8 protein-coding genes are annotated in these 12,592 nt (G+C 72.4%); 5 read left to right on the top strand and 3 right to left on the bottom strand.

The genetic code is table 11. The annotated features are described in order from the left end of the window. Positions 1-11 precede the first annotated feature (11 nt). Positions 12-2,738, top strand: a complete 2,727-nt coding sequence (gene polA, locus M8H82_RS01690; RefSeq protein ID WP_250070467.1) for a DNA polymerase I — start codon at positions 12-14, stop codon at positions 2,736-2,738. 298 nt (positions 2,739-3,036) lie between these two features. On the opposite strand, the gene M8H82_RS01695 is transcribed toward polA, so the two are convergent. Continuing rightward, a complete protein-coding gene (locus tag M8H82_RS01695; protein WP_250070468.1) occupies positions 3,037-3,882 on the bottom strand; it encodes a DUF4184 family protein in 846 nt (281 codons plus the stop codon). 282 nt (positions 3,883-4,164) lie between these two features. On the opposite strand from M8H82_RS01695, the gene M8H82_RS01700 reads away from it, so the two are divergent. The 3 genes from M8H82_RS01700 to M8H82_RS01710 all read left to right on the top strand — a co-directional run bounded on the left by M8H82_RS01700 (position 4,165) and on the right by M8H82_RS01710 (position 7,190). Further along, positions 4,165-5,895, top strand: a complete 1,731-nt coding sequence (locus tag M8H82_RS01700) for a lytic transglycosylase domain-containing protein (protein WP_250070469.1) — start codon at positions 4,165-4,167, stop codon at positions 5,893-5,895. A 146-nt stretch (positions 5,896-6,041) separates the two neighbouring features. Next, positions 6,042-6,176 (top strand): SPW_0924 family protein, encoded by a 135-nt coding sequence (locus M8H82_RS01705; RefSeq protein ID WP_250070470.1) that lies wholly within the window; start codon positions 6,042-6,044, stop codon positions 6,174-6,176. 21 nt (positions 6,177-6,197) lie between these two features. Continuing rightward, a complete protein-coding gene (locus M8H82_RS01710) occupies positions 6,198-7,190 on the top strand; it encodes a DUF3068 domain-containing protein (RefSeq protein ID WP_250070471.1) in 993 nt (330 codons plus the stop codon). A 2-nt stretch (positions 7,191-7,192) separates the two neighbouring features. Here M8H82_RS01710 and hrpB read toward each other — a convergent pair whose 3' ends face one another. Both hrpB and M8H82_RS01720 read right to left on the bottom strand, forming a co-directional pair. Then, positions 7,193-9,754, bottom strand: coding sequence for an ATP-dependent helicase HrpB (gene hrpB / locus M8H82_RS01715; protein WP_250070472.1), 2,562 nt, complete (start codon positions 9,752-9,754; stop codon positions 7,193-7,195). Positions 9,755-9,758: 4 nt separating this feature from the next. Further along, positions 9,759-10,688, bottom strand: coding sequence for a class I SAM-dependent methyltransferase (locus tag M8H82_RS01720; protein WP_250070473.1), 930 nt, complete (start codon positions 10,686-10,688; stop codon positions 9,759-9,761). A gap of 315 nt (positions 10,689-11,003) precedes the next feature. On the opposite strand from M8H82_RS01720, the gene rpsA reads away from it, so the two are divergent. Further along, complete coding sequence (gene rpsA, locus M8H82_RS01725; protein ID WP_250070474.1) at positions 11,004-12,509, top strand: 30S ribosomal protein S1; 1,506 nt, start codon at positions 11,004-11,006, stop codon at positions 12,507-12,509. Positions 12,510-12,592 lie beyond the last annotated feature (83 nt).

The following is a 12,592-nucleotide window of genomic DNA, read 5'->3' on the forward strand; positions in this document are numbered from 1 at the left end:
GGATCGGGGACGTGGCAGAGACAGCATCGAAGAAGACCGAGACCGACCCCGGCGGCAGCCGTCCGCGGCTGATGCTCATGGACGGGCATTCCCTGGCCTACCGCGCGTTCTTCGCGCTGCCCGCGGAGAACTTCACGACCGCGACGGGCCAGCCGACGAACGCCATCTACGGCTTCGCGTCGATGCTGGCGAACACGCTGCGCGACGAGGCGCCCACGCACTTCGCGGTCGCCTTCGACGTGTCCCGCAAGACGTGGCGCTCGGAGGAGTTCACCGAGTACAAGGCGAACCGCTCCAAGACCCCGGACGAGTTCAAGGGCCAGGTCGAGCTGATCGGCGAGCTGCTGGACGCGATGCGTGTCTCGCGCTTCGCGGTCGACGGCTTCGAGGCCGACGACGTGATCGCCACGCTCGCCACCCAGGCCGAGGCCGCGGGCTTCGAGGTGCTGATCGTCACCGGCGACCGGGACTCCTTCCAGCTGGTCAGCGAGCACACGACCGTGCTGTACCCGACCAAGGGCGTCTCCGAGCTGACCCGGTTCACCCCGGAGAAGGTCTTCGAGAAGTACGGGTTGACGCCCGCGCAGTACCCCGACTTCGCGGCCCTGCGCGGTGACCCGTCCGACAACCTGCCGGGCATCCCGGGCGTCGGCGAGAAGACCGCCGCGAAGTGGATCAACCAGTTCGGCTCGTTCGCGGAGCTGGTCGAGCGGGTCGACGAGGTCAAGGGCAAGGCGGGCCAGAACCTCCGCGACCACCTGGAGGCGGTCAAGCTCAACCGCCGGCTGACCGAGATGGTGTGCACGGTCGAGCTGCCGAAGACGGTCGCCGAGCTGGAGCGGACCGCGTACGACCGCAAGGCCGTCGCGATGATCCTCGACACCCTGGAGATCCGTAACCCCTCCCTGCGCGAGCGGCTGCTGGCGGTCGACCCGGGCGCCGAGGCGGCCGAGGAGACCCCCGTCATCGCGGACGGCGTGGAGCTGGACGGCAAGGTGCTGGGCACCGGCGAGCTCGCCCCGTGGCTGGCCGAGCACGGCACCGCGCCCCTCGGCGTCGCCACCGTCGACACCTGGGCGCTCGGCGCCGGCTCGGTGGCCGAGGTCGCGCTGGCCACGGCCGGCGGTCCGGCGGCCTGGTTCGACCCGTCCGAGCTGGACGAGGCCGACGAGAGCGCGTTCGTGGCCTGGCTGGCCGACGCCGCCCGCCCCAAGGTCCTGCACAACGCCAAGGGCGTGATGCGCGTCTTCGCCGAGCACGGCTGGAGCGTGGACGGCGTGACCATGGACACCGCCCTCGCCGCCTACCTGGTCAAGCCCGGCCGCCGCTCCTTCGACCTGGACGCGCTGTCGCTGGAGTACCTGCATCGCGAGCTGGCCCCGGCCGCCGCGGCCGACGGGCAGCTCGCCTTCGGCGCGGACGACGGCGCCGAGGCCGAGGCGCTCATGATCCAGGCCCGCGCCGTCCTCGACCTGGGCGGCGCCTTCGAGGGCCGGCTGCAGGAGGTCGGCGCCGCCGATCTGCTGCGCGACATGGAGCTGCCCACCTCCGCGCTGCTGGCCAGGATGGAGCGGCACGGCATCGCCGCGGACCGGGCCCACCTGGAAGCCATGGAACAGATGTTCGCGGGCGCCGTGCAGCAGGCGGTGAAGGAGGCACACGCGGCGGCAGGGCACGAGTTCAACCTCGGCTCGCCCAAGCAGCTCCAGGAGGTCCTCTTCGGCGAGCTGGGCCTGCCGAAGACGAAGAAGACCAAGACCGGCTACACCACCGACGCCGACGCCCTGGCCTGGCTCGCGGCGCAGACGGACAACGAACTCCCGGTGATCATGCTCCGCCACCGTGAGCAGGCGAAGCTGCGGGTCACCGTCGAGGGCCTGATCAAGACGATCGCGGCGGACGGCCGGATCCACACCACCTTCAACCAGACGGTCGCCGCGACCGGCCGGCTCTCCTCCACCGACCCGAACCTGCAGAACATCCCGGTGCGCACCGACGAGGGCCGCGCGATCCGCCGGGGCTTCGTGGTCGGCGAGGGCTTCGAGTCGCTGATGACGGCCGACTACAGCCAGATCGAGCTGCGGGTGATGGCCCACCTGTCCGCCGACGAGGGCCTGATCGAGGCGTTCACCTCGGGCGAGGACCTGCACACCACGGCCGCCTCCCAGGTCTTCGGCGTCGAGCCCGGCGCGGTGGACGCCGAGATGCGCCGCAAGATCAAGGCCATGTCCTACGGCCTGGCGTACGGCCTGTCGGCCTTCGGCCTCTCCCAGCAGCTGAACATCGACGCGGGCGAGGCCCGTGCCCTGATGGACGCCTACTTCGAGCGCTTCGGCGGCGTACGGGACTATCTGCGCCGAGCGGTCGACGAGGCGCGGGCGACGGGCTACACGGCGACCCTCTTCGGCCGCCGCCGCTACCTCCCCGACCTCAACAGCGACAACCGCCAGCGCCGGGAGGCGGCCGAGCGGATGGCCCTCAACGCCCCGATCCAGGGCACGGCGGCCGACATCGTCAAGATCGCCATGCTCAAGGTCGACGAGGCCCTCCTCGAGGCCGGCCTGAAGTCCCGCATGCTGCTCCAGGTCCACGACGAAATCGTCCTGGAGATCGCCCCCGGCGAGCGGGACCAGGCAGAAGCCCTGGTCCGCGAGCAGATGTCCAACGCGGTCCGCCTGGACGTCCCCCTGGGCGTCTCGGTAGGCGCGGGCCAGGACTGGGAATCAGCAGCACATTAGAGCGAGCGCCCCGCAGGGGCGCGGGACTGTGTCGATATGCGGCTCCGCCGCGTGGGCGCGACAAGCCACGGACCACCCGCGCCCCGAACACAACAACAACCAGGCAGACGCGAGGCAGACCCAGGGAGCATCACCCACGTGGCCCCCGCAAAAACGCCGCAGCACAACCCCGCCCGTCAGGATGCGGGCATGGGCATACGCACACCCCTGCTCCACCGCCGGACGGCACACGCGCCGACGGCCAGCACCCCGCGCATCCCCACCGGCCTCACGGCAACGCTGCTCCTGTGGGCGGAGCTCATCGCGCTCGTCCGCCTTCCCCGGTACCGGCCCCGACCGGCACCGGGGCCGGGCGGCGCACCCTGACCGCGACGGCGTACGCCAGCACCCCCACCACCAGTCCCGCGCCCGCCCCGAAGCACAGCGTCGGAATCAGCTCCCAGGGCTTGGCGCGCGACCCCCAGTACGACCACCAGCGCACCGCCCGCTGCACCGCGAACACCACCGTGCAGCCGGCCGGCAGCGCCCCGGCGAGCCAACGGTCCCGCGAGGACAGCACCGGCACCCCGACCGGCAGGACGCCCGCCGGAACCCGACGCAGCGCCACCGTCAGGAACACCGCGACGACGGCCGCCGCCACCGCCGAACCGCCGTACTGGAGATACCAGTACAGAGGGGACCCCGCGAACTCCTCGCCGAGGACGGGGAACAGCCGCATGCCCCAGCGGTCGAGGTGCGTGAACGCGTCCCAGACGACATGGGTGAGCGCGCCGAGGACCGCGGAGACGTACCACCACGCCACCAGTTCGCCCCGCACGCGCGCGCGGGGCGCACCGCAGCGCAACAGTGCGGCCACCCGCCCCTGCCGGGCCGGCGGCAGCAGGGCCACCAGGGGCTCACGGACGAACAGCCACAGCCCCACCAGCGCCCAGGAGATGGCCACATCGACCGTGAGCACGCCCGCGAAGGAGTGCGTGACGTCGCCGAACTCCATGGCGCCCGGCACCGCGCCGCCCGCGTAGTAGGTCAGGTCGGGCCCGAAGGACCCCGCCACCAGGACGGCCGGCACCAGCCGGCCCCGGCCCGTTCCGTCGGTGCGCACGGCGGGCAGCACGGCCGCCGCATGGCTGAGAGTGAACGGCACCGACGCTCCTCGCTCCCGGACATGATCGACCCGCCCAGTATCACGCATGGCCACCTGGTGAACAGCGGCCGCGAACGGGTGCCCGTGACGCGGAAGTTGTCGTAGGGTCACTTGGGCCGGTGCGCGCGCAGCGCGGCCGATACGGACAAAAACGGACGGATGCTCGGGGCGGATCACCGAACGGCTCCACGAGCGCAACCCTCAGGGCGGGTCGTTCGTCACAACAGGGCGACGGGACAGACAGAGACGGGCGCTCGGGCGTCCGCAGGAGGGGTTCACTCTATGTCGGCGCAATTCGGCAGGAGGCTGTACAAAGGTGCGGCCACCGCCGCCGTGGCCGCATTGGCGGTCGCGGCGCTGTCCGGCTCCCAGGCTCCAGGGGTGACGGTCGACGAGCAGGGGAGACGGACCACGTCCGACGCCCAGCCGACCCCCGACGCGGCCGGTGAGAGCGCGACCGGCAACTCGCCGTACTACACGGACCTGCCGCCCCTGGACAGCCCCAAGCCCTCGCCGAGCGCGGGCGGCGGCGGGACGGGATCCACGGACTCCGACTCCGGGATACCGGCGACCGTCCTGGCCGCCTACCAGCAGGCCGCCACCTCGCTGCAGGAGGCCAAGCCGGGCTGCAACCTGCCCTGGGAGCTGCTCGCCGCGATCGGGCACGTCGAGTCGGGCCACGCCCGCGGCGGCCGCGTGAACGCCGACGGCACCACCACCTCCCCGATCCTCGGCCCGCAGCTCAACGGCATCGGCTTCGCGAACATCAGCGACACCGATGGCGGCGCCTACGACGGGGACAGCTCGTACGACCGTGCCGTGGGGCCGATGCAGTTCATCCCCTCGACCTGGGAGTGGGCGGGCCGCGACGGCAACGGCGACGGCAAGAAGGACCCCAACAACATCTACGACGCCGCGCTCGCCGCGGGCCACTACCTGTGCCGCTTCGGCTGGGACCTGTCCGACGGGGCCGACCTCAAGAGCGCGATCCTCAGCTACAACAACTCCACGGACTACCTGAACACGGTCCTGGCGTGGCTGGAGCACTACCGCAAGGGCGTCGACGCGATCCCCGACGGCACCGGCACCGTGCCCGAGGACCGCAGCGACGGCAACGCCGGGGCCCGGGTCCAGCCCTCGCCCCCGGCGTCGCAGCCGCCGAGCACGCCGCCCGCCACGCCTCCGGGGACGACTCCGCCGCCGTCCACGCCGCCGGCGACACCCCCGTCCACCAACCCGCCCACCACGCCTCCCACCACGCCTCCGGGGACCCCCACCGACACGGTGCACCACCTGGAGGACGCCGGTACCGCCGTGCTCACCGCGACGGCGGGCGACGCCTTCGGCGAGCGGATCAGCACCCGTGCCGAGACCTCGGCCGGCAAGGGTGTCGGCAAGGTGCGGATCCGCTTCACCATCGTCGGCGACACCGACGCCGTCTTCACCGGCGGCGAGAAGTACGCCACCGCCCTCACCAACAGCAGCGGCACGGCCGTGGCGCCCGCGCTCCAGGCGGGCGAGGAGACCGGCGAGTTCACCGTCCGGACGACCGTCGTGGGCCGCTCGATCCCGGGCCTCGACTACACGGCCACGGTCACCGAACGCACCGCCGACACCCTGGCCCGTACCGCCGAGACCGCGCTGACCTGCGCCCCGGGCGGGGAGTTCGCGGACCAGGTGGAGGTGAAGGCCACCTACAAGGGTGCCGTCGCGGACGGGGTCGCGGCCACCGCCACCCTGATCACGTCGGCGGACGACCCGACGGCGAACGACAAGGGCCCCTTCTTCAAGGACGCCGACGGCAACCCCGTCCGCACCCTGAGCGGCCTGAAGACGGACGCCGACGGCCTGCTGAAGCTGCCGAAGCTGTACGCCGACGACACCGCCGGCACCTTCCTGCTCCGCGTCAGCACCGCCGGCGGCGCCACGCTGACGGTCGAACTGACCGTGGCGGCGGCCGAGTCGCCGTCGCCCACCGCGTCGGCCACCCCGTCGGCGAGCCCCAGCGCGTAGGGCCGCAGCGCGCAAGGACGGCCCGGACGGCGCCCCTCCACACCGGAGGGGCGCCGTCGTCGTGTGCGACGTGTTCTCATCTCGGCCGCCCGTTGCTACGGTGCCGGACCTGACGATGTATCAGCTCCGGCCCGTCGGGAGGCACCGTGCGCGCCCTGATCGCCGCCGCGACCGGCCTCGCCGTCGCGCTCGCCCTGGTGTTCACGCTCACCGCACTGGGCTCGTCCACCGGCGAGACCTCGCCGAAGCCGCTGCTGACGACGGTGCCCGCACACCCGTAACCGCCCGGGAGGGAGGCCGAGATGCGCCGCAAGGCCGGTCTGGTCCTGCTCGCCTTCGCCGTGTTCTTCACCGCGCTGTCCCCGATGCTGCGCTGGTACGCCTTCCCGCGCCTGGCCAAGGTCCCCGCGAACCAGTACCAGGACATGGTCCTGGAGGCCGAGGACGCCACCCTCCTCGACTACAGCACCCTGAAGGCGAGGAAGGTCTCCAAGGTCACCATCGTGCAGACCCTCAAGGGCAACGTGGAGGCCTCGGAGCGGATCGAGCGGACGGTGGACCGTGACGTGGTCGTCTGGGACGGCCTCTCCTACGTCCAGGGCCCCGACGGCGAGATGGTCTCCCGGATCCCCGAGCGCTACATCTTCGACGCCCACACCCAGGAACCCGTCCACGCCGGCGGCGAGATGGTCGACGGCGACCCCGTGCGCCGCGAGGGCATCGAGTTCAAGTGGCCCTTCCTGACGGAGAAACGGTCCTACGAGTACTTCGACGCCCAGACCCGCACCTCCGCGCCCATCCACTACCGGGGCACCGAGGACTTCCGCGGCGTCGAGGTCTACTACTTCGAGCAGACGATCCCGTGGACGAAGGTGCCCTATCCCAAGCGGATGCCCGTGGACGGCGTCACCCCCGAGACCCTCGCCGGCACCGGCACCACCCGCTGGTACACCACCGTGCGCAAGTTCTGGATCGAACCCCTCACCGGCGCCCCCGTCTACGGCGAGGAGATCCACCGGGAGGAACTGCGCGGCGGCACCCTCCTCGGCGACCGCGACAAGGTCACGGCGTTCGCCGGCCACGTGAAGATGCGCGAGGACTACATCGACCACACGGTCGACCTGGTGAAGTCCCACCGCACCCTGGTCCTGCTGCTGACCTCCTACCTCCCGTGGGGCTTCCTCGCCCTCGGTCTCCTGTTGCTCTCCCTCTCCCTCTGGCTGGAGGCCCGCGGCCGTCACCCCGAGGACCCGGCCCCGGCCGGGGCCACCGAGCCGGAACCCGCCAACGCCTGACGTCAGCTCCCGCCGCCCTGGCGCCGGGCCCGGGCCGCGGTGTGCCGGGTCGGCTCGGCGGCCGCAGGATCCTCCGGCCACGGATGCTTCGGATACCGCCCCCGCAGCTCCGCCCGCACTCCCTTGTACCCGTCCTTCCAGAAGGAGGCGAGGTCGGCCGTGACCGCCGCGGGGCGCCCCGCGGGGGACAGCAGGTGCACCAGCACCGGCACCCCCGCCACCGACGGCGACTCGTGCAGGCCGAACATCTCCTGCAGCTTCACGGCCAGGACGGGCTGCTCGGGGTTCGCGTAGTCGATCCGGATCCTGGACCCACTGGGCACGGCGAGCCGCTCGGGCGCCAGCTCGTCCAGGCGCGCCGCCTCACCCGAGGCCCATGGCAGCAGCCGGCCCAGACCCGCCCCGGCACTGATCCGTCCCAGATCGCTGCGCCGCCTGGCCCGGCTCAGCTCCGGCTCCAGCCACTCCGCCACGCGCGCGTGCAGCGCATCGTCGGAGACGTCGGGCCAGGGGTCGCCCCGGTGCATCCGAAGGAACGCCAGCCGCTGCCGCAGTACGACCGCCTCCGCCGACCAGCGCAGCAGACCCAGCCCTTCCTGCCGCAGGCCGTCCAGGAGGGCCTCGCGTACGAGGGAGGGGGCGGCGTCGCGCAGGGGCCGTACCGTCAGCTCGATCGCGCCCAGGCGTCCCACTCGGCGCGCGACCACGTCCCCGTCGGCCCAGTGGACCTCCTCGCCCTCCCGGTGGAGGGGAGCGGCCGCCGAGCGGGCGGTCTCCTCGTCCAGTACGGCGGCGAGCCGCACGCGCGCGTGCCCCGTGCCGACGGGCCGGTCCGCCGCGGCGACGGCGATCCAGGGGGCGCCGTGCAGGGGCGAGCGGTCGGGGAGGCCGGCCCTGGTCCCGGAGGCCATGAGGTAGGAGCCGCCGTCGAGCCTGGCGACGCGCTCGGGGAAGGCGAGAGCGGCGACGACCCCGGCGAGCCGGTCGTCGGACAGGGGCGTGTCCGGATCGAAGGCGGCGGGCGGCCCGGAACCCTCCGACGGCGACGGGCGGTCCTGGGCGGGCCCGCGGGGAACCTCCCCGACGGCGGCTCGCAGCCGCCGGACCTCGCCGCGCCAGCGCCCCGCGTAGGCGTCATTCCCGCGCCGGGCGGCCCGCCAGGCCGCCGCCAGATCGTCGCCGTACTCCCGCGGCGCCTCCTCCGACAGCAGGGCCACCACCTCGGCACCCGCACCGGCCGTGTCCAGCAGGGCCCGTCCCAGACGCGGGTGCAGCCCCAGCCGGGCCAGCCGCAGCCCCCGCTCGGTGGCCCGGCCCTCGGCATCCACGGCGCCCACCGCCGCCAGGGCGGCCCGCGCCGCCGCCATCGCCCCCGCCGGGGGCGGGTCCAGCAGGGCGAGGCCGGCCGCCGACGGGTCCCCCCAGCACGCCGCCTGCAGCGCGAACGCCGTCAGGTCCGCCACCTTGATCTCGGGGGAGGGGAAGCGCGTCAGCCGCGTGTCCTCCGCCTCGGTCCAGCAGCGGTACACCGCCCCCGGCGCCTCCCGCCCGGCCCGGCCCGCCCGCTGCCGCCCCGCCGCCTGCGAGGCCCGTACCGTCGTCAGCGCGCTCAGCCCGCGCGCGTGGTCGACCCGCGGCTCCCGCGCGAGACCGGAGTCCACCACCACCCGGACCCCGGGAACCGTCAGCGAGGACTCCGCGACCGAGGTCGATAGCACCACCCGGCGCCGGTCGCCGCCCGACAGCACCGCGTCCTGCACCGCCGCCGGGGCACGGCCGTGCACCTGGAGCACCTCCGCCCCGCCCAGGTCGCCCAGCTGTCCCGCCACCCGCGCGATCTCGCCGACGCCGGGCAGGAAGCAGAGCACGTCCCCGTCCCGCTCGGCCAGCGCCCGCCGCACCACCGATGCCACGTGGGTCAGCAGCGCCGGGTCGACGCGCATGCCGTGCGGCGGGCGCACGGGACGCGCCGGCGGCGCCCACACCACCTCAACCGGATACGAGACGCCCTCCGCCTCGATCACCGGGGCGCCGCCCAGCAGCCCGGCCCAGCCCTCGGCGTCCGTCGTCGCCGACGCCGCCACCAGCCGCAGCTCGGGCCGCAGCGCCTGCCGTACGTCCCACAGGAAGGCCGCCGTCGTGTCCGCGTCCAGATGCCGCTCGTGGCACTCGTCCAGGACCACGACGTCCACGCCCGCGAGTTCCGGGTCGCGCTGGATGCGCTGCAGCAGCACACCCGTCGTGACGACCTCCACGCGCGCGTGCCGCCCCACGACCCGCTCCCCGCGCACGGTGTAGCCGACGCTCCCGCCGACCTGCTCGCCCAGCAGCCAAGCCATCCGCCGGGCGGCGGCGCGGGCGGCGATCCGGCGCGGCTCCGCGACCACGACCCGGCGCGCCGCCCCCTCGCCGAGCAGGCCGGCCAGCGCCAGGGGGACCAGGGTCGTCTTGCCGGTGCCGGGCGGGGCCACCAGCACCGCGGTGCCGTGCGTCTCCAGGGCGCCGGTCAGGCCGGGCAGGGCAGTGCGGACGGGAAGGGCGTCCAGCGCGTCGTAACGGATCACCTGCTCAGTCTCTCCCCCGGCCTCCGGCCGGGGGTGCCCCCATCTCGCTTCGCTCGCAGACGAAGATCGCCGTCCCCGGGATCAGGTTGCCGCGCAGCGGGGACCAGCCGCCCCACTCCGCGGAGTTCCAGGCCGGCCACTCCGGCTCGACGAGATCCACCAGGCGGAAGTCGGCGGCCACCACGTCGCGCACCCGGTCGCCGATCGTCCGGTGGTGCTCCACGTACACCGCCCGGCCCTCGTCGTCCTGCTCGACATAGGGCGTGCGGTCGAAGTACGAGGCGGAGACCGACAGGCCCTCGGGGCCCGGCTCGTCCGGGAACGCCCAGCGGAAGGGATGGGTGACCGAGAAGACGAACCGGCCGCCCGGGCGCAGCACCCGGCGCACCTCGCGCAGCACCCGCACCGGGTCGGCGACGAAGGGCAGCGCCCCGTACGCCGAGCACGCCAGGTCGAAGGTGCCGTCGGCGAAGGGGAGCTCGCCCGCGTCGGCGCAGACCAGGGGGAAGGAGCCGCCGATCCGCAGCGCGTGCTGGAGCTGGCGGTGGGAGAGGTCCAGGGCGACCGGGCGGGCGCCCTGCGCAACCAGCCAGCGCGAGCACTGCGCCGCGCCGGCGCCGATCTCCAGGACGTGCTTGCCCTTCAGTTCCTCCGGCGGGCCGAGCAGCTCGGCCTCCACCTCGTCCAGGCCCTCCGGCCCCCAGACGAAGCGGTCGTCGCCGAGGAAGGTGCCGTGCTCGATCTGGTATTCGTCGGCGTTGCGGTCCCACCAGCCCCGGTTGGCCCGGGAGCTCTCCGTGACCCCGGCGGCACGCCGAGTGGCCTCCGGCTCGGCTTCGGATCCGGGCGCGGCTTCGTTGGCTACGGGCTCTTGGATGATCGGCTCCCTCGTCGTACTCTTCCGTCCAAACCCGTCGTGGAGGTCGTCACGCATGGGGCGCCATCAGGCGCGCGTGGCCTCGTGAGACAGGTTTTGTGCCGGGTATGCGGCGATCCGCCCCGGGTGTGCGTCTTCGCGCATTGACCCTGCCCGGCTGCCCCCGTATGCTACAAGTTGCGCTGCGGGCCTGCGCTCCTCAGACGTAGCAGGCTGCGCTCGCATCTGTTGTATGTCCCCTCGGTTGTCGAGGCGCCAACACCAGTTCCCTGGTGAGGCGCTTCCTTGGCTGTCCGGCTTCTTCAGAGCGAAACGGGCTCCCGGCGTAAGCAGTACCTACGACTCACCGTCCGTACCGGAGCCCTTTCCCACATGACGAGCAGCACCGAGACCACCTCTACCACTCCGCAGGTAGCGGTCAACGACATCGGTAACGAGGAAGCTTTCCTCGCCGCGATCGACGAGACGATCAAGTACTTCAACGACGGCGACATCGTCGACGGCGTCATCGTGAAGGTCGACCGGGACGAGGTCCTGCTCGACATCGGTTACAAGACCGAAGGTGTCATCCCGAGCCGAGAGCTCTCGATCAAGCACGACGTCGACCCCAACGAGGTCGTCGCCGTCGGTGACGAGATCGAAGCCCTTGTTCTCCAGAAGGAGGACAAGGAAGGCCGCCTGATCCTCTCGAAGAAGCGCGCCCAGTACGAGCGCGCCTGGGGCACCATCGAGAAGATCAAGGAAGAGGACGGCATCGTCACCGGTACCGTCATCGAGGTTGTCAAGGGTGGTCTCATCCTCGACATCGGCCTCCGTGGCTTCCTGCCGGCTTCCCTCGTCGAGATGCGCCGTGTCCGCGACCTCCAGCCCTACGTGGGCAAGGAGCTCGAGGCCAAGATCATCGAGCTGGACAAGAACCGCAACAACGTGGTCCTGTCCCGCCGTGCCTGGCTGGAGCAGACCCAGTCCGAGGTCCGCCAGACGTTCCTCACGACCCTGCAGAAGGGTCAGGTCCGTTCCGGCGTCGTCTCCTCGATCGTCAACTTCGGTGCCTTCGTGGACCTGGGTGGCGTCGACGGCCTGGTGCACGTCTCGGAGCTCTCCTGGAAGCACATCGACCACCCCTCCGAGGTTGTCGAGGTCGGCCAGGAAGTCACCGTCGAGGTCCTCGACGTGGACATGGACCGCGAGCGTGTCTCCCTGTCGCTGAAGGCGACCCAGGAAGACCCGTGGCAGCAGTTCGCCCGCACCCACCAGATCGGCCAGGTCGTGCCCGGTAAGGTCACGAAGCTGGTTCCGTTCGGTGCGTTCGTCCGCGTGGACGAGGGCATCGAGGGTCTGGTCCACATCTCCGAGCTGGCCGAGCGCCACGTGGAGATCCCGGAGCAGGTCGTCCAGGTCAACGACGAGATCTTCGTCAAGGTCATCGACATCGACCTCGAGCGTCGTCGCATCAGCCTCTCGCTGAAGCAGGCCAACGAGGCCTTCGGTGCCGACCCGGCCTCGGTCGAGTTCGACCCGACGCTGTACGGCATGGCCGCGTCGTACGACGACCAGGGGAACTACATCTACCCCGAGGGCTTCGACCCCGAGACCAACGACTGGCTCGAGGGCTACGAGACCCAGCGCGAGGCCTGGGAGCACCAGTACGCCGAGGCGCAGACCCGCTTCGAGCAGCACCAGCAGCAGGTCATCAAGTCCCGCGAGGCCGACGCCGCTGCCGCGGCCGAGGGCGGCGACACGGCGGGTGCGGCTCCGGCCGCGTCCGGCGGCGGCGGTGGCTCGTACTCCTCCGAGGGCCCGGACAACTCCGGTGCGCTTGCCTCGGACGAGGCGCTGGCCGCACTGCGCGAGAAGCTCGCCGGTGGCCAGAGCTGAGCTGACGCTCACTGAGCACTAGCTCCTGACTGAGGGGCCGCACCTTTCCGGGTGCGGCCCCTCAGTGTTGTGTCCGCGGGCTG

Origin of the sequence: Streptomyces sp. YS415 (assembly GCF_023544665.1) — a bacterium.
In the GTDB taxonomy this organism is placed as follows: domain Bacteria; phylum Actinomycetota; class Actinomycetes; order Streptomycetales; family Streptomycetaceae; genus Streptomyces.